The organism is Tardiphaga sp. 42S5, assembly GCF_034044155.1.
Lineage (GTDB): Bacteria > Pseudomonadota > Alphaproteobacteria > Rhizobiales > Xanthobacteraceae > Tardiphaga > Tardiphaga robiniae.
Genome location: NZ_CP139027.1, coordinates 3180747 through 3199015 on the forward strand (window position 1 = coordinate 3180747; position 18269 = coordinate 3199015).

Sequence of the window (18269 nt, forward strand, 5' to 3'; positions counted from 1 at the left end):
GTCGCGTTGCGCAAAATGCGACGACGGCGCGGTTCCATTGTGGCAGGGTCCGCTCCGATACACGGCCTCGCCGCGCCGTTGTGCGTCGAACTGTAACGGGATGGCGGATGGCGATGCGGATTCTCAACCAGAGCCTCGGGACGGCGCGCTGGTTGCGGGCCATTTTACTGGCGTCGTCGGCGCTGGGCCTGGCGCCCTTTTTGGCGGCGCTGCCGGCGGCGGCGCAGGACGCCACCTGGCTCGCCAGTCCCGGCAGCGGCAACTTCAACGACGCCGCCAACTGGGGCCCGGCCGGGGTACCAACAGGAACGGCGTTCTTCGGCACCTCCACCGTGACCGCGCTGTCATTTTCGGCCGGTACGACCCTCGATGGCTGGACCTTCAATGCCGGGGCGTCGGCCTACAGCTTCACCGGCGGCCCGGGTGTCCTGTTCACCGGCGCCGGTATCGCCATCAATGGCGGCAGTGCCACCATCGTCAACGGCAGCTCGATCTACTTCTTCAACTCCAGCACGGCCGGCAGCGCCACCATCACCAACACCAACGCCGGCTTTATGTACTTCAGCGACACCAGCACGGCCGGCAGCGCTACCATTGCCAACAATTGGTTCCTGCAATTCTCCAACACCAGCACGGCCGGCAGCGCCGCCATCACCACCAACAACGCCCTGAACTTCTTCAACTCCAGCACGGCCGGCAACGCCACCATCACCAACAACTACTTCCTTACATTCGACAACTTCAGCACGGCCGGTAACGCGGCCATCGCCAATGGCGCGGCAGGCACCACGGATTTCAGCAGTTCGGCCGGCCCCCTTGGCGACAACAAGCTCAGCGCCGGCTCGATCAGCGGCGGCGGCATTTTCTATCTTGGCCAGAACGAATTGACGGTCGGTGGCAACAACCTCTCGACCAACGTCACCGGCGTCATCGCCGACGGCGGCGGTGTCGGTGGCACCGGTGCTTCGCTGGTCAAGACCGGCACCGGCACGATGACGCTGTCGGGCACCAACACCTATACCGGCGGCACGACCTTTGCGGGCGGCACTATCAGCGTTGCGCAGGATGCCAACCTCGGCGGTGCAGCGGGGGCGCTGACCTTCAATGGCGGTGTCCTCCAGATCACCGGCACGACATTCAATTCGACCGCACGCACCATCAACTGGGGTGCGAGTGGCGGCGGCTTCGACATCGCCAATGCCGTCAACACATTCGAACTCACCCAGGACCTCACCGGCACCGGCGGTCTGATCAAGCGCGGCGCCGGCACGCTGCTGTTGTCCGGCACGAACGACTACAGCGGCGTCACCTCGATCGAGGCCGGCACGCTGCAACTGTCGCCGTCCGCGGGCATGCCGAGCATGAACAGCCGCCACGACATCGCTGCCGGTGCGGTGCTCGATCTCAATGGCAGCCTGTTCGCCGCCATCGGCTCGCTCTCCGGCGCCGGCACGGTGACCACAACGGCCGGCGATGCCCGGCTGGTCACCGCGATGGACAGCACGACATCCACCTTCGCCGGCATGATCAAGGATGGCGCGGCCGGGAAGGTCGAGGTCTGGGTCGGCGGCTTTGGCAGCACGGGCACTGCGATCTTCACGGGCGCCAACACCTATACCGGCGGCACCATCGTCTGCGACTGCGTCACGCTGCAGCTCGGCAATGGCGGCACCACCGGCTCCATCATCGGCGATGTCGATAATGGGGGCACGCTGATCTTCAACCGCTCCAACACATACACATTCGCCGGCGTCATCAGCGACAGCCTCGGCACCGGTAAACTGATCCAGGCCGGTCAAGGCAACACCATCCTCACCGGGCAGAGCACCTATACCGGCGAGACCATCGTCAATGCCGGCACGCTCAGCGTCAACGGTTCGATCGCGTCGTCGTCGCTGACCACGGTGAATTCAGGCGGCACGCTCGGCGGCAGCGGCTTTGTCGGCGACACGCTGATCAATGGCGGCGTGCTGGCGCCGGGCAATTCGATCGGCACGCTCAATGTCAGCGGCAGCCTGACGATGACGGCGGCATCGACCTATCTGGTGCAGATTTCCGGAGCATCATCCGACAAGACCATCGTCACCGGCACCGCGACGCTGGCCGGCAGGGTCGCGGTCGATCCGCTGGCGCGCCTCACCGCGACGACGACCTATACGATCCTGACTGCCGGCACGATCAGCGGCAGCTTCGACACCACAACCGTGCTCAACAGCTTCGCGCGCAATGCGCGGCTGAGCTATGTGGGCAACGCGGTGCTGCTGACCCTCGATCCCGGCCTGCTCAGCCCGAACCTGCCGGACAGTGCCGGCCGCAATCAGAAGGGCGTCGCAACCGCCATCGACAATGCGCTGATGAGCGGCGGCACGATGCCGGGCCAGTTCAACGCGCTGTTTGCGCTCACCGGCGACGCGCTGCGCAACGCGCTGACGCAGGCCTCGGGCGAGACTGCGACCGGATCGCAGCAGACGACGTTCAATGCCATGACGCAGTTCATGGGCATGATGACCGATCCGTTCAGCGCGGGCAGGAGCTTTGATACGCCGGGCGCGATGGGATATGCGGCGACGCGCAAGCCGCACGATGCCTTTGCGATGTTGACCAAGGCGCCGCCGCTGGCGCCATCATTCGAGACACGCTGGAGCGTCTGGGCGTCGGGCTTCGGCGGATCGCAGACCACCGACGGCAATGCGGCGACGGGATCGAACACCGCGCGCAGCAGCATCGGCGGCACCGCCGTCGGCGCCGATGTGCTGTTGTCGCCGACCACCATCGCCGGTTTCGCGCTTGCGGGCGCCGGCACCAATTTCTCCGTGGCCAATGGCGGCAGCGGTCATTCGGACATGTTTCAGGCCGGCGCCTTCGTGCGCCACAGCGTGTCGTCTGCCTATATCACCGCCGCTGCCGCCTATGGCTGGCAGGACGTCACCACCGACCGCATCGTGACGGTTACGGGCCTCGATCGCCTGCATGCCCAGTTCAATGCGAATGCCTATTCGGCGCGGGTCGAAGGCGGTAATCGCACAGTGAGTTCATGGCTCGGTGGCGTCGGCGTGACGCCCTATATCGCCGTGCAGGTGATCGCATTCGACCTGCCGTCCTATGCGGAAACCGTCAATGGCGGCGCCAGCACCTTTGCGCTGAACTACGCGGGCAAGACAGTGACATCGACCCGCAGCGAGCTCGGCCTGCGCACTGACAAGTCTTTCGCCGTCAACGATGCGATCCTGACGCTGCGTGGCCGCGCGGCATGGGCGCACGACTTCAACAGCGATCGCAGCGTGGCGGCGACGTTCCAGTCGTTGCCTGGCGCATCGTTCACCGTGTCCGGCGCAGCGGCGGCGCATGATGCCGCGCTCACCACGGCCTCGGCCGAGATGTCATTCATCAGCGGCCTGTCGCTCGCGGCAACCTTCGAAGGCGAGTTCTCGGATGTCACGCGCTCCTATGCCGGCAAGGGCGTTGCGCGTTATCAGTGGTGACGAGTAGGGCGGATTACGGCTTCGCCTAATCCGCCCTACGACCTGCTATTTCCTGATAGCCGGGATATCGGTAACTAACTGCCCGAACCACCTTCGGTTGCGATAGGCTATCTGTGATTCGTCGCTCGGCTGATGCCAGCAGGCGTGGACATCCGGGCCGGGGACAGCGACTTGAAAAATTTGCAGGTGACGATGCGCGGCGACACGACGCGCACGGGCGTTGCCTTGCGGGCATCGCTGTACGGCAGTCGCCATCACCTCAAGCCGAAGCTTTCGTTCGCCGCGCTCGCCGCGATGTTGCTCGGCACGGCATCGGCGCTGGCCGACGGCGGAGCCGGCGGCAACAGCGCGGCGGCCGGGTCGACTCTTCCCTCGCCGTTGACCGTCGGCGGCGCCGGCGGCAGCGATGGCGCGGCTGGCGGTGCCGGGGGGTCTAATGGCCTGTGCAGCGCCGGCGGTGGCGGCGGCGGTGGCGGCGGCGCCGGTGGCGGGGCCGGCGGGACCGGCGGCAGCACGCCCGCTGCGAGTGGCGGCGGCACCGGCGCGGCCGGTGCAAGCGCGGTGGGTCCTTCCTGCGGCGGTGGCGGCGGTGGTGGCGGCAATGGCGGCGCCAATGGACAGACCGTCGCCGGGCCGTCGTCGCTCAATTCGATCATCGCCGCTGGCAGTGGCGGCAACGGCGGTGCCGGTGGCAATGGCAGCGGCAATGGCAGTGGCGGCGGCGGAGGCGGTGGCGGCGCGGGCGGGAACGCCGTGTCGGTCACCGGCGCCAGTGTGATCACCCTCACCGGCGCGGCATTCCTGACCGGTGGTACGGGCGGCGCCGGCGGTGCGGGCGGACAGCTTCCTGCGGACGCTAATCTCCCCGCCATCGGCCTGGGCGGGCGTGGCGGTGACGGCGGCGCCGGCATCGCCTTCACCACGGGCGGCGCAACCTTGCTCAACGGTGGCACGATCCAGGGCGGCACCGGCGGCGTGGCCGGGCAGAATCAAGTCAATTCGCAGGGATATCTGGGCAGCGCCGGGCTCGGCGGCGCCGGCGTCACCGGCGCCGATCTCACCATCGTCAACAGCGGCGTCATCGCGTCGGGCCGTGGCGGCAACAATGGCGGCCTCGGCAACGCCATCGTCTTCACCGGCGGCAGCAATGCGCTGACCATGTCGGGTGCGGCGACACTCACCGGCAATCTCGTCATCGCCTCCGGGCTGATGACACTGGCGCAGACCGGCGCGAGTTGGACCTATAACAATGCGATCACCGGCGGCGGTGCTGTCGCGATCAGCACGGCCGCCGGCACGACGGTCGCGCTCCAGGGTATCAACTCCTATAGCGGCGGCACGACCGTTACGGTGGGCAGCACGCTGGCGATCAACAATTCGCAGTCCATCGGCACCGGCGCCCTGACGCTCCAGGCCGGCGGTACGCTGAATATGACGGCGCCCGGACTAAGCATCGACAATGCGATCCGCGTCGCCGGCATGGCGTCCATCGCCACCCAGCAGGATGCCCGCATCACCGGCGCGATCGTCGACGGCATTTCGCCCGGCGGCATCATCAAGACCGGCCCGGGGATGCTGATCCTGTCGGGCACCAGCAGCTACAGCAATCTGACGCAGGTCCAGAGCGGCATCCTGCAGGTCGACGGTTCGATCGCTGCTTCGAGCCAGGTCTCGGTGCTCAGCGGCGGTGTGCTGCAGGGCACCGGCACGGTGGGCAAGTTGCAGGTCGAAGATGGCGGTACTTTCAAGCCGGGCCTGCTCTACCTGCCGGGCTTTCCAGCCACGCTGCCGTCGATGACGGTGGCGGGCACGATCGGCTTTCAGCCGGGCTCTACCTATCTCGTGCAGGTCAACCCGAATGGCGTGACCTCCGTCAATGTGTCGGGCACGGCGTTTCTCGGCGGCACGGTGAAGATTGCCGCGGCGTCGGGATGGCAACACTGGACGATTATCGAGCCCATTCTGCATGCGGCCGCGCTGAATGGCACGTTTACCGGCGTCAGCGCGCCGGCCGCCTTCACCAGCAGTCTCAGCTACAGTGCCACCGACGTGACGCTGACGATCACCGGTGGCTTCGCCAGCGATGTGATCCTGTCGCGGAATCACGCGGCGCTGGTCGCCGCACATGACAGCTACTTGTACCAGGGTGGGGCGCGGCCAGCGCGCTTCGACGCGGTGCTGACCCTGAGCGGCAGCAATCTCACCGCCGCGCTGACCCAGATTTCCGGCGAGACGCCGACCGCGACGTATCAGGCGGGGCTCAACGCGGCGACGCAGTTCATCGGCGCGATGTCCGATCCGACCATTGCCGGCCGCGGTGGCAACGCGTCGTCGGCGATGCCTTACGCGGAGGGCGACGCAACGGGCTCTTACGCGGCCAGCGGCAAAGGCTCCGCCCGCGATGCCTTCGCGATGATCACCAAGGCGGTGCCAATCGTTCCCGCATTCCGGCCGTTCTGGAACGTGTGGGCCGCGGGCTTCGGCGGCACCCAGACCACCGACGGCAATGCATCGGCCGGCTCGAACACGTCCACCAGCCGGATCGGCGGCGTGGCGGTCGGTGCCGACTATCATCTGTCGCCACGGACCGTCGCCGGCTTTGCGCTGTCCGGCGGCGCCACAAGCTTCAGCGTCGAAGGCGGCGGCTCGGGCCGTTCCGACCTGTTCCAGCTCGGCGGCTTCGTGCGCCACACGACCGGCTCGGCCTATGTCACGGCGGCGGCGGCCTATGGCTGGCAGGACGTCACCACCGATCGCTTGGTGGCCGTGGCCGGCATCGACCAGTTGCGCGCCAACTTCACCACCAACAGCTTTTCGGCACGGCTCGAGGCTGGCCATCGCACCGTGATGCCGTGGCTCGGCGGCATCGGGCTCACGCCCTATGCCGCGGCGCAGGTGACCTATCTCGACCTGCCGGCCTATGCCGAGACCACCTTGTCGGGGCCGACGACGTTTGCGCTGGCCTATTCTGCCAAGGGCATCACCGCACCGCGCAGCGAACTTGGTCTGCGCAGCGACAAGTCGTTTGCGATCAGCGATGCGATCCTCACCTTGCGCGGTCGCGCAGCCTGGGCGCACGACACCAACACCGACCGCTCGGCCACAGCGACCTTTCAGGCGTTGCCCGGCGCCAGCTTCGTGGTGGGCGGCGCATCGCCGGCTGCTGATGCCGCGCTCACCATGGCGGAGGCCGAGTTGCGCTTCGTCAGCGGGATCAGCGTCGGCGCGGCGTTCGAGGGCGAGTTCTCGGATGTGACGCGCTCCTATGCCGGCAAGGGCGTGGTGCGTTATCAGTGGTAGCAGGTGCCGAGGGCGCGGTGCGCTGCGCGAATTCGGTCGGCAGAAATCTGAAAATAATCCTTGACATATTTTGATTTCAGTATATATTCCCATCTACTCCGCTCCACTTGAGGGAGCGTTACCGGGACGCCGACTGGCGCGGGGTGGGATGTGGCGCCTGCGGGCGGGAGGGAGACGTTCCCTCACGCACTCGGGAGGCCTTGGGTCACCGTCCGGCCCCACTACGGGGGTCTGCCACTTATGCTGGCTGGACGTGGCATTGGTGAACGGCGGGAAACCGTCGGGATAAGCGGACTGCGGAAGTCTGCGCCTTTGCCCGGAAGAACGGTCCCAGGGACAGAAATCGCCACGATGGAGCGTCGAAAGGCGTTTCCGCGGCCTCTGCTGTCCGGCGATCCGGACACTACGCTGCGGCACTGTTACCAAGTCGCGCCTTTCGGCGCTTCATCTCCCTCATTGTCGAGGGAGAACCTTGGGACCGCCACTCCCGCGCACAGGCGCGGGCAAGGACGGCGCGTGGCCGCACTCAGCCCTGTCGTCTCACGCCGTGGTCTTGCGTTTCGATGCGGCGGGTTTGCGAACCTGCACCGCGTTGACCGCCGGTGCTTGTGCCAGCAGGCGGCCCAGCATGTCGATCAGCTTTTCGACTTCCTTCTCATCGAGGCACTCCAGCAGCACCTTTTCGCGGTCCAGTGCCAGTTCGATGATCCGGTCATGCAGCGCGCGCCCGGATTTGGTCAGGATGACGACGCGCCTGTTGTCGCCGGCTAGATCGGTTACTGTCACGCTGCCGTTATCGACCAGAGATTTAAGGGTGCGACTGACGAGACCCTTGTCGAGGTCGAAATACTGGCAAATCTGTTGTGCGGTGCACGCGTCTTCGCTGGCGAGCTTCGAGAGGATTCGCCATTCCGTGACGCCGACGCCGAATTCGCGCCGATAGGCGCTTGAGGCGCCCGCGGCGAGCTTGTTGCCTAGGAAATTGATGAGCGCCGGTACATATCGTCCATGATTGATCACCGGCTTTGTCATCTGGATACGATCTGCAATCTGAAATGAACGGAAATCGAGCGGCCCGTGAATGCTTGGCTAGACTTTAGCAGCATGCCACGATGCGTCGGAATTACGCAGTTCAACAGACCGCGTTGTGTTGTCAACCCAGCCGTTGACAGGTCAACATGGCTCCGTTATCGCGGGCGATCATCATCGCGGGCGACAGCGGATGGCGACTATGACTTCACGGCCTTGAAGAGCCGGCATCACCTACAGAGGAGGAATTAATGCTGAGGAATTTGATTTCCGCGACCGTGACCGCTGTCAGCGTGCTGTCCATCGGCGGGCTCGCGCAGGCGCAGGAGACCGTCAAGATCGGCCTGATCGTGCCGATGACCGGCGGCCAGGCTTCGACCGGCCAGCAGATCAATAACGCCATCAAGCTCTATCAGCAGAAGAACGGCGACACCGTTGCTGGCAAGAAAGTCGAAATCATCCTCAAGGATGACGCGGCGCTGCCTGACAACACCAAGCGCCTCGCGCAGGAACTGATCGTCAACGAGAAGGTCAACATCATCGCCGGCTTCGGCGTGACGCCGGCTGCGCTCGCTGCTGCGCCGCTCGCGACCCAGGCCAAGGTGCCGGAAATCGTGATGGCCGCGGGCACCTCGATCATCACCGAGCGTTCGCCCTATATCGTGCGCACCTCGTTCACGCTGGCGCAGTCCTCCACCATCATCGGTGACTGGGCCGCCAAGAACGGCATCAAGAAGGTCGCGACGCTGACCTCCGACTACGCACCGGGCAACGACGCACTGCAGTTCTTCAAGGAGCACTTCACGGCCGGCGGCGGCGAGATCGTCGAAGAGGTCAAGGTGCCGCTCGCCAATCCCGACTTCGCGCCGTTCCTGCAGCGCATGAAGGACAGCAAGCCCGACGCGGTGTTCGTGTTCGTGCCCGCCGGGCAGGGCGGTAACTTCATGAAGCAGTATGCCGAGCGTGGCCTCGACAAGTCCGGCATCAAGGTGATCGGACCCGGCGACGTGATGGACGACGACCTGCTCAACAACATGGGCGATGCAGCCTTGGGCGCCGTGACCGCGCATCTCTATTCGGCAGCGCATCCCTCGGCGATGAACAAGGAGTTCGTTGCGGCCTACAAGAAGGCCTACAACACCCGTCCGGGCTTCATGGCCGTCGGCGGCTGGGACGGCATCCATCTCGTCTATGAGGCACTGAAGAAGACCGGCGGCAAGGCCGACGGGGACAGCCTGATCGCGGCGATGAAGGGCATGAAGTGGGAGAGCCCGCGCGGCCCGATCTCGATCGATCCGGAGACCCGCGACATCGTGCAGAACATCTATATCCGCAAGGTCGAGAAGGTGGACGGCGAACTCTACAACATCGAATTCGCGACCTTCGAGGCGGTGAAGGATCCCGGCAAGACGAAGAAGTAATGCTGCGTGGAGGGAGCGCGTGTTTGGCACCGCGCTCTCCACGTCATGCCCGGGCTTATCCCGGGCATCTACGTCTTCGTTTTGGCCAAGGCATGGATGGCCGGAACAAGTCCGGCCATGACGTCGCTTTAAAATATCGATCTCACGTTTCTCTAATCACGGCTAACTCGCTTTCATGACCCTTCTCACCATTCTGTTCGACGGCGTCGCCTACGGCATGTTGCTGTTCGTGCTGGCGTGCGGGCTGGCGGTGACGCTGGGCCTGATGAACTTCGTCAACCTCGCCCACGGCGCCTTCGCCATGGCGGGCGGTTATGCCTGCGCGATCCTGGTCAATCGCGCCGGCCTGCCATTCTTTGCGGCCTTGCCGATTGCTTTCGTAGTGAGCGCTGCGATCGGCGCCGTGCTGGAGCGATCGCTATATCGCCACCTCTATACGCGCAGCCATCTCGACCAGGTACTGTTCACCATCGGCCTCGTCTTCATGTCCGTGACGGCGATGGACTACTTCATGGGCTCAGCGCAGACCTTTATCCATCTTCCGGATTATTTGCAGGGACAGATCAATCTGTTCGGCCTTGGTGTCGGTCGCTATCGCCTGATGATCATCGTGATCTGCGGATTGCTCACCATCGCATTGCAGATGATCCTGTCGAAGACGCGCTTCGGCAGCCGGCTGCGCGCCGCGGTGGACGATCCGCGCGCCGCGTCGGGTTTGGGTATCAACGTCCCGCAGGTCTTCGCGCTGACCTTCGCGTTCGGCTGCGGACTGGCTGGCATGGGCGGCGCACTTGGCGCGGAAATCCTCGGCCTCGATCCGTACTTCCCGCTGAAGTTCATGATCTACTTCCTGATCGTGGTGACGGTCGGCGGCTCGTCCAGCATCACCGGGCCGTTCCTGGCCTCGCTGCTGCTCGGCATCGGCGACGTCGCCGGCAAATATTACGTGCCGAAGCTCGGCGCCTTCGTGATCTACACCATGATGATCGTGATCCTGATCTGGCGCCCGAACGGCCTGTTTGGCCGTACGGCAGCGCGGTGAGAGCATCATGAGCGCAAACAGCACCACCCATCCCGAAGTCGGCACCTTCGCCATGGCGCGTGCCAAATGGCGTTGGCCGGAAGTCGTATTCTGGCTGCTTGCTGCCGGCTGCATCCTGCTGTTTCCGAACCGCTACCTGATCCTCACCGAGATCGCCTGGCTCGCGCTGTTTGCGTTGTCGCTGGACTTGATCCTCGGCTATGCCGGCATCGTCTCGCTCGGCCACGCCGCATTCTTCGGCTTCGGTGGCTATGCGGCGGGACTCCTCGCATTGCACGGTATCGTCACCGAACCCGTGATTGCATTGGTAGTTGCTGGTCTCGCCGCAATGGCGCTCGGCTTCGTCACCAGCTTCCTCGTCATGCGCGGGTCAGATCTGACGCGGCTGATGGTGACGCTCGGCATCGCGCTGCTCCTGCGTGAACTCGCCAACCGCTTCTCCAATATCACTGGTGGCTCCGATGGCCTTCAGGGCATCGAGATGGCGCCGATCCTCGGCCAGTTCTCGTTCGATATCTTCGGCAAGGTCGGCTTCATCTATTGTCTCTGTGTGCTTTTCGTCTTGTTCCTGCTGGCGCGACGCATCGTGCATTCGCCGTTCGGCCTGTCGCTGCGAGCGATCCGCAACAATCCGCTGCGCGCCTCGGCGATCGGCATTCCCGTCAATCGTCGGCTGATCGCAATCTACACCATCGCCGCCTTCTATGCGGGTGTTGCCGGCGCACTCTCGACGCAGACGACGGCGCTGGCCTCGCTCGATGGTTTCGCCTTCGATCGCTCCGCCGACCTGATGCTGGTGCTAATCATTGGCGGCACCGGCTATCTCTATGGCGGCTTGATCGGTGCGGTGATCTTCAAACTGCTGCAGGAGCTGTTCTCGACACTGACGCCGCAATACTGGCAGTTCTGGATCGGCGCCGTGCTGGTGGTCATCGTGCTGATCGGCCGCGACCGCATGCATCGCTGGGCGATGTTCCTGCCGCGCCTGATCGCAAGCAAGTTCAGCCGCGCCAAGACGCCGGTCGTTGCGCCGGAAGGTGAGGCGCCATGACCATCGCGCTGGAAACCGTCAATCTCGAAAAATCCTTCGGTGGGCTCCGGGTCACGCGCGATCTGTCGCTCAAGATCGAGGCCGGTGCACGCCACGCGCTGATCGGCCCGAACGGTGCCGGCAAGACAACCGTGATCAATCTTCTGACCGGCGTGCTCAAGCCCAATTCCGGCCGCATCTTGCTCGAGGGCAACGACATCACCGGGCTGCCGGTGCACAAGCGCGTGTTGCGCGGGCTGTCCCGGACATTCCAGATCAATCAGCTCTATCCCGACATGACACCGCTGGAGACGGTCGGTCTCGCTGCGTCCGAACATCTCGGCCATGGCAGCGACTGGTGGCGTCGCATGGGCACCCGCAGTGACGTCAATGACGCGATCGCGGAAAACCTCGCGCGCTTTCACCTGCTCGACGTCATGAATGAACCGACGGCGACATTGCCCTATGGCAAGCAGCGCCTTCTCGAAATCGCCGTCGCCATCGCCACCAAGCCGCGTGTGCTGCTGCTCGACGAGCCGGCTGCGGGTGTGCCGGAAAGCGAGCGCCACGATATTCTCTCGGCCGTCGCCAGCCTGCCGCGCGACGTCACTGTGTTGCTGATCGAGCACGACATGGATCTGGTATTCTCCTTTGCCGATCGCATCTCGGTGCTGGTTGCGGGCGCCATGCTGGTGGAAGGCCCGCCGGATGAAGTCGCGCGCGATCCGCGCGTCAAGGCCGTGTATCTGGGCGAGGGCGCCGATGTCTAACCTTCTCGACATCAATGACCTGCGCGCGGGCTATGGCGAAGCCGTGGTCATTCCGAAGATGACGCTGCAACTCGGCGAAAGCCAGGTGCTGGCGCTGCTCGGACGCAATGGCACTGGCAAGACCACGCTGATCAATTCCATCGTCGGCGTCACCCGCCGCTTCAGCGGCACGCTGAAGCTTGGCGGGAAGGACATCACGTCGCTGCGGCCGGACCAGCGCGCCCGCGCCGGCATCGGCTGGGTGCCGCAGGAGCGCAATATCTTCCGCTCGCTCACCGTGGAAGAAAATATGACCGCCGTGGCGCAGCCCGGACCATGGGACGTCAAGAAGATCTACAAGATGTTTCCGCGGCTCGAAGAGCGCAAGAACAATTTCGGCAATCAGCTCTCCGGCGGTGAACAGCAGATGCTGGCGATTGGCCGTGCGCTGACGCTCAATCCGCAGGTTCTGCTGCTGGATGAGCCGACCGAAGGCCTTGCGCCGATCATCGTCGATGAATTGCTGGCAGCGCTGGGCAAGATCACACGCGCCGGCGGCATCTGTTCCATCATCGTGGAACAGAATGCCCAAAAAATACTCGGGCTTGCCGATCGTGTCGTGATATTGGAACGCGGCACCATCGTGCATGATGCAACGAGTGCAGCGTTGAAGTCCGATCCTGCCGTGCTGGAGCATTTCCTCGGCGTCGCCGGCGCGGCCGGCAGCAAGAACAAACACGCGGCCGGCACACCCGGCTGATCTGCAAACCGAGCATTCTGGAGTAACGACTATGCAGAGAACCAAAGCCCCGTTCCGAGCCGACGAAGTCGGCAGCCTGTTGCGGCCCGCATCGATCAAGGAAGCGCGCGCCAAGCTGGAGAAGGGCGAGATTTCGGCCGACGACCTGCGCAAGGTCGAAGACATCGAGATCGAGAAGGTTGTGCATCGCCAGGCCTCGACCGGCCTCAAGCTCGCCACCGACGGCGAGTTCCGTCGTTCGTGGTGGCACTTCGACTTCCTCGCCAAGCTGACCGGCTGCGAACTCTATCATCCCGACACCGGCATCCAGTTCACCGGCGTCGAGACCCGTCACGACTCGGTGCGCGTGATCGGCAAGGTCGATTTCCCCGACGATCATCCGATGCTGGCGCACTTCAAGTTTCTGAAGAAGCATTGCGACACCGCGGGCGTCACCGCGAAAATGACCATCCCGTCGCCGGCAGTTCTGCATTTCCGCGGCGGTCGCAAGGCGATCTCGAAGGAGGTCTATCCGGATATCGAAGTGTTCTTCGAGGATCTCGCCAAGGCCTATCGCAAGGCGGTGAAGGCGTTCTACGACGCCGGCTGCCGCTACCTGCAGTTCGACGACACGGTCTGGGCCTATCTCTGCTCGGAAGATGAGTTGAACAAGGTCCGTGCGCGCGGCGAGGATGCCGACAATCTGCAGCAGATCTATTCGCGCATCATCAATTACGCGATCGCCGAGCGTCCTGCGGATATGGTGATCACCACGCATGTCTGCCGCGGCAACTTCCGCTCCACCTGGATATCGTCGGGTGGCTACGAGCCGGTGGCTGAAACGCTGCTCGCCGGTACCAACTATGACGGCTACTTCCTCGAATACGATTCGGATCGTGCCGGCGGTTTCGAACCCCTGCGCTTCCTGCCAAAGGGCAACAAGGTCGTCGTGGTCGGTGTCATCACCTCGAAGTTCGGTGAGCTCGAGAAGAAGGAAGACATCAAAGCGCGCCTGCAAGAGGCTTCGAAGTTCGCGCCGCTTGAGCAACTGGCCGTGTCACCGCAATGCGGTTTCGCCTCGACCGAGGAAGGCAACATCCTCAGCGAGGAGGAGCAGTGGGCCAAGCTCAAGCTCGCAGTCGATGTCGCGAACGAGCTTTGGGGCAAATAAGCACGTCGCCTGATGGGCGGTTCACTAACAAAAATGCCCGGCTTTTGCCGGGCATTTGCATTTTCAGTCTCCTGACGATGAGCTCTTAGGACTTACCGCGACCCACGCTTTCATAGGTGAAGCCGGCCTTCTCCATCTCCTCGGGGCGGTAGATGTTGCGCAGATCCACGATGACCGGCTGCTTCATCTTCTGCTTCACTTGCGCGAGGTCGAGTGCGCGGAACTGTTCCCATTCGGTCACAATCACGAGCGCGTCGGCGCCAGTCGCGCATGCATAGGCATCGTCGCAATAGGTGATATCCGGCAGTTCGTGCTTGGCCTGTTCCATGCCGACGGGATCGTAGGCCTGCACGGTCGCGCCGAGATCCTGAAGCGCGGTGATCAAGGGGATCGACGGCGCCTCGCGCATGTCGTCGGTGTTGGGCTTGAACGTCAGTCCGAGCACGCCGACAGTCTTGCCGCGCAGATTGCCGCCAAGCGCAGCAGACACCTTGCGGGCCATGGCGCGCTTGCGGTTATCGTTGACGGTGAGGACGGCCTCGACGATCCGCAGTGGCGCGTCGTAGTCCTGACCGGTCTTGACCAGTGCGCGGGTATCCTTCGGAAAACACGAGCCACCGAAGCCGGGACCAGCATGCAGGAACTTCGCGCCGATGCGGTTGTCGAGGCCGATGCCACGCGCGACGTCCTGGACATCTGCGCCGGTCCGCTCGGCCAGATCGGCGATTTCATTGATGAAGGTGATCTTGGTCGCGAGAAATGCGTTGGCGGCGTATTTGATCAGCTCGGCGGTGCGCCGACCCGTATACATGATGGGCGCCTGATTGAGATAAAGCGGGCGATAGATCTCCGAGATCACCGTGCGTGCGCGCTCGTCGTCGGTGCCGACAACGATCCGGTCCGGATGCTTGAAGTCGCGGATCGCGGCGCCCTCGCGCAGGAATTCCGGGTTTGACGCCACGGCGACGTCGGCGTCGGGATTGGCTTCCTTGATGATGCGTTCCACATCGTCGCCGGTGCCGACCGGCACGGTCGACTTGGTGATCACCACGGTAAAATCGCGCAGGTTGGCGGCGATCTCGCGCGCGGCGGCATGCACGTAGCTGAGATCGGCGTGGCCATCGCCGCGGCGGGACGGGGTTCCGACCGCGATGAACACGGCATCCGCCGTCTTCACGGCTTCACTGAGGTCGAGACTGAAGCCGAGCCGGCCGCTTTTCACATTGCTGGCCACCAGCGCGTCGAGGCCGGGTTCGAAAATTGGAATCTCGCCACGGAGCAGGGCGTCGATCTTGCTGCTGTCCTTGTCCACGCAGATCACGTTATGGCCGAAATCGGCGAAGCAGGCGCCGGACACAAGGCCGACGTAACCGGTGCCGATCATCGCAATGCGCATGGAGAAAGCCCGTTTTGAGTGATCGAGAGGCGAGAATTTGAACTTGGCACATCCTAGCAGAAGCGCGCGACTTTCACACGACGGCAGGCGGATCGAAGGGCATTTCATCTGTGGGCAGACTGTGCTAAAGAGTGGGCCAAGCATAATTCTGCCCACTTCCGGTCATATCCCCGCACATGAAGAACGATCAGATCCTCGGAATCATCTCGGATTTCTGCCGACAGGCGGAGATGGCGGAGTCGACCTTCGGTCGCCGGGCCGTCAACGACGGCAAGCTGGTCAACCGCCTGCGTGAGGGAAAGCGCATCACCATCGACACGCTGGAGCGGATTCAGGCCTTCATTGCCCAATCGATGCCGGAGGGCGTGCCGCCGCCACGCGGGCTGGAGCCGCCAATCGAACGGCGCGATCCGCGCAGCAATTTCCGCTTCTTCGAGAACCGGCAGAAATACCTGCTGTTTGTCCATACCTGCTCGGAAAAGCGGGTCATTGCCGATCGCGTCGGCCTCGAATTGGCGAGCATCCATCCGCGCCCGCCAGCGCTGCGGGTGTTCGATGCGGGCGTTGGCGACGGCACGGTGCTGGCGCGGGTGATGCGCTCCATGCACGGCCGTTTTCCGCATATGCCATTCTACATCGCGGGCAAGGAGCTCAGCCTCGAGGACGTCCGGCTGACGCTGGACAAGGTGCCGGATCGGCTGTTCGAACATCCCGCCACGGTCTTCGTGCTGACCAATATGCATTATGCCGAGGCACCCACACTGACCCCAGCATCGCCGGCCGCCGCAGCCGCCATGATCTGGCACGAAGTTCCGCTGCGGGGGGCTTCGTCCGGCGAATTCGCCGACCAGATCGCCGGACTTGGAGCTTTTCTTGAGGACAACTGGCGGGCCAGCATCAACCCCCGATCAGGCATGCCGACCTATGAACGGCCCGTGGCGCTGGTGGTTTATCGCGAGGATCACCGGTTCCTGCTGGATTCTATTATCCCCCGCGCAGGGCGCACGGAGGCCAATTTTGACCTAATTATCGCCTCCCAGCCCTATCGGGCGAAGTCTTCGGTACAATTTCGGGCCAAACGGATCATGGCGCCGCTGGCCCGGGCGCTGCGGGCAGGTGGGCGACTGATCGGTATCCACTCGCATGGGCAGGACCCCGGTATGGAGATCGTCCAAGCCGTCTGGCCCAAAGAAAACCCTTTCGCCGTGAGCCGTCATGAGCTATTGCGCGCAGTGAAATACGAGCTGGGCTCAGCCGGCCGCGATCTGAACTTCAATGCCTATTCCGACCAGCGGTCGATCTTTCGCTACGCCATGGAGGCGCTGCCGAACGAGGTGACCGGATCGATCGGAACTTCGACGGCTTTTGCAGCGTGGAACGCGGCGGTTTACGTGGCTCAAATCGAGGATGACCGTTTGACGGAAGTGACGGAGAGCGGCCGTTACCTGGATGCCACCCGAGAAGTTTTGCGCAAGCACAACGGTCTCTGGTTCTACGACGAATCCTACGTCATCTCGCGGCGTCGCGACTGACATTTCTGGAACAATGTGACAAAGGCTGCCGGGCTCCGGCGCAACCTAGAGGACCAGTTGATGCGCGCGTCTTATCTCTTCACCAGTGAATCGGTTTCCGAAGGCCATCCCGACAAGGTCTGCGACCGTATCTCCGACGAGATCGTCGATCTGTTCTTCCGCGAAGGCCCGAAGGCGGGCATTGATCCTTGGGATATTCGCGCTGCCTGCGAAACCCTCGCCACCACCAACAAGGTTGTGATCGCCGGCGAGACCCGCGGTCCATCCACCGTTACCAACGACCACATCGAAGCCGTCGTTCGCGCCGCCATCAAGGACATCGGCTACGAGCAGGACGGTTTCCACTGGAAGACCGCCGACGTCGAGATTCTGCTGCATCCGCAGTCGGCCGATATCGCACAGGGCGTCGATGCGAAGCAGCCGACCAATGCCGAAGAAGGCGCTGGCGACCAGGGCATCATGTTCGGTTACGCTACCAACGAAACGCCCGAGCTGATGCCGGCGCCGATCTTCTACGCGCACAAGATCCTGCGCCTGATCTCGGAAGCCCGTCATGCCGGTACCGAAAAGGTGCTCGGTCCGGACTCCAAGAGCCAGGTCACCGTGCAGTACGAAAACGGCAAGCCGGTTGGCGTGCGCGAAATCGTCGTCTCGCATCAGCATCTTGTCGAGGACATGACCTCGAACCAGGTGCGCGAACGCGTCGAGCCCTACGTCCGCAAGGCGCTGCCGGATGGCTGGATAAGCGACAAGACGATCTGGCACATCAACCCAACCGGCAAGTTCTTCATCGGCGGTCCCGATGGCGACGCAGGTCTCACCGGCCGCAAGATCATCGTCGACACCTACGGCGGCGCAGCCCCGCATGGTGGCGGTGCATTCTCGGGCAAGGACTCCACCAAGGTGGACCGTTCGGCCGCTTACGCTGCGCGTTACGTCGCCAAGAACATCGTTGCCGCTGGTCTGGCCGACAAAGCGACGTTGCAGCTCGCTTACGCCATCGGCGTAGCGCGCCCGCTGTCGATCTATGTCGACACCCACGGCACCGGCAAGGTCGCTGACGATGCCATCGAGAAGGCCGTCGCTGCCGCGATGGACCTGACGCCGCGCGGCATCCGCAAGCATCTCGACCTCAACAAGCCGATCTACGCCCGTACGTCCGCCTACGGTCATTTCGGTCGCACGCCGGATGCCGACGGCGGCTTCTCCTGGGAGAAGACCGACCTCGTCGATGCGCTGAAGCGCAACGTCTGATCTTACTTTCCCTCTCCCCGGCGAAGCTTTGTGCAGCGGGAGAGGGTGCCTTCGCGAAGCGAAGGCGGGAGAGGGCCTTACGACCAGCCCCCTCCGAACCGAGTATGTCGTGACCGTCTGTGCA

Annotated in this window: 12 protein-coding genes; 10 read left to right on the top strand and 2 right to left on the bottom strand. The window is 63.7% G+C overall.

Annotated elements, in window-relative coordinates:
- Window positions 1-107: 107 nt before the first annotated feature.
- Window positions 108-3482 carry an autotransporter outer membrane beta-barrel domain-containing protein gene (locus tag SFY93_RS14760; protein ID WP_320443635.1) on the top strand — a complete coding sequence of 1125 codons (3375 nt, stop codon included), beginning with the start codon at window positions 108-110 and terminating at the stop codon, window positions 3480-3482.
- 171 nt (window positions 3483-3653) lie between these two features.
- The gene (locus SFY93_RS14765) at window positions 3654-6782 is read left to right on the top strand and encodes an autotransporter domain-containing protein (protein ID WP_320443636.1); all 3129 of its coding nucleotides are present in this window, start codon (window positions 3654-3656) and stop codon (window positions 6780-6782) included.
- A 540-nt stretch (window positions 6783-7322) separates the two neighbouring features.
- Here SFY93_RS14765 and SFY93_RS14770 read toward each other — a convergent pair.
- The gene (locus SFY93_RS14770; RefSeq protein WP_320443637.1) at window positions 7323-7814 is read right to left on the bottom strand and encodes a MarR family winged helix-turn-helix transcriptional regulator; all 492 of its coding nucleotides are present in this window, start codon (window positions 7812-7814) and stop codon (window positions 7323-7325) included.
- Between the two features lie 248 nt (window positions 7815-8062).
- On the opposite strand from SFY93_RS14770, the gene SFY93_RS14775 reads away from it, so the two are divergent.
- The 6 genes from SFY93_RS14775 to SFY93_RS14800 all read left to right on the top strand — a co-directional run bounded on the left by SFY93_RS14775 (window position 8063) and on the right by SFY93_RS14800 (window position 13963).
- Window positions 8063-9232: an ABC transporter substrate-binding protein gene (locus tag SFY93_RS14775; RefSeq protein WP_175366718.1), complete on the top strand. Its 1170-nt coding sequence runs from the start codon at window positions 8063-8065 to the stop codon at window positions 9230-9232.
- Between the two features lie 175 nt (window positions 9233-9407).
- Complete coding sequence (locus tag SFY93_RS14780) at window positions 9408-10274, top strand: branched-chain amino acid ABC transporter permease (protein ID WP_068738185.1); 867 nt, start codon at window positions 9408-9410, stop codon at window positions 10272-10274.
- Window positions 10275-10281: 7 nt separating this feature from the next.
- On the top strand, window positions 10282-11325 hold the full coding sequence (locus tag SFY93_RS14785; RefSeq protein WP_320443638.1) for a branched-chain amino acid ABC transporter permease: 1044 nt from the start codon (window positions 10282-10284) through the stop codon (window positions 11323-11325).
- Entirely contained in the window at window positions 11322-12074 is a 753-nt protein-coding gene (locus tag SFY93_RS14790) for an ABC transporter ATP-binding protein (RefSeq protein WP_089268231.1), read from the top strand. Before SFY93_RS14785 ends, SFY93_RS14790 begins: the two co-directional genes overlap by 4 nt.
- Window positions 12067-12813 (top strand): ABC transporter ATP-binding protein, encoded by a 747-nt coding sequence (locus tag SFY93_RS14795; protein WP_320443639.1) that lies wholly within the window; start codon window positions 12067-12069, stop codon window positions 12811-12813. Before SFY93_RS14790 ends, SFY93_RS14795 begins: the two co-directional genes overlap by 8 nt.
- A gap of 31 nt (window positions 12814-12844) precedes the next feature.
- The gene (locus SFY93_RS14800; RefSeq protein WP_068738177.1) at window positions 12845-13963 is read left to right on the top strand and encodes a cobalamin-independent methionine synthase II family protein; all 1119 of its coding nucleotides are present in this window, start codon (window positions 12845-12847) and stop codon (window positions 13961-13963) included.
- Window positions 13964-14048: 85 nt separating this feature from the next.
- Here SFY93_RS14800 and SFY93_RS14805 read toward each other — a convergent pair whose 3' ends face one another.
- On the bottom strand, window positions 14049-15359 hold the full coding sequence (locus SFY93_RS14805) for a UDP-glucose dehydrogenase family protein (protein WP_320443640.1): 1311 nt from the start codon (window positions 15357-15359) through the stop codon (window positions 14049-14051).
- A gap of 176 nt (window positions 15360-15535) precedes the next feature.
- Here SFY93_RS14805 and SFY93_RS14810 point away from each other — a divergent pair, with 176 nt between their 5' ends.
- The gene (locus SFY93_RS14810; RefSeq protein WP_089268228.1) at window positions 15536-16891 is read left to right on the top strand and encodes a hypothetical protein; all 1356 of its coding nucleotides are present in this window, start codon (window positions 15536-15538) and stop codon (window positions 16889-16891) included.
- Between the two features lie 60 nt (window positions 16892-16951).
- On the top strand, window positions 16952-18145 hold the full coding sequence (metK, locus tag SFY93_RS14815) for a methionine adenosyltransferase (protein WP_089268239.1): 1194 nt from the start codon (window positions 16952-16954) through the stop codon (window positions 18143-18145).
- Window positions 18146-18269: the final 124 nt, after the last annotated feature.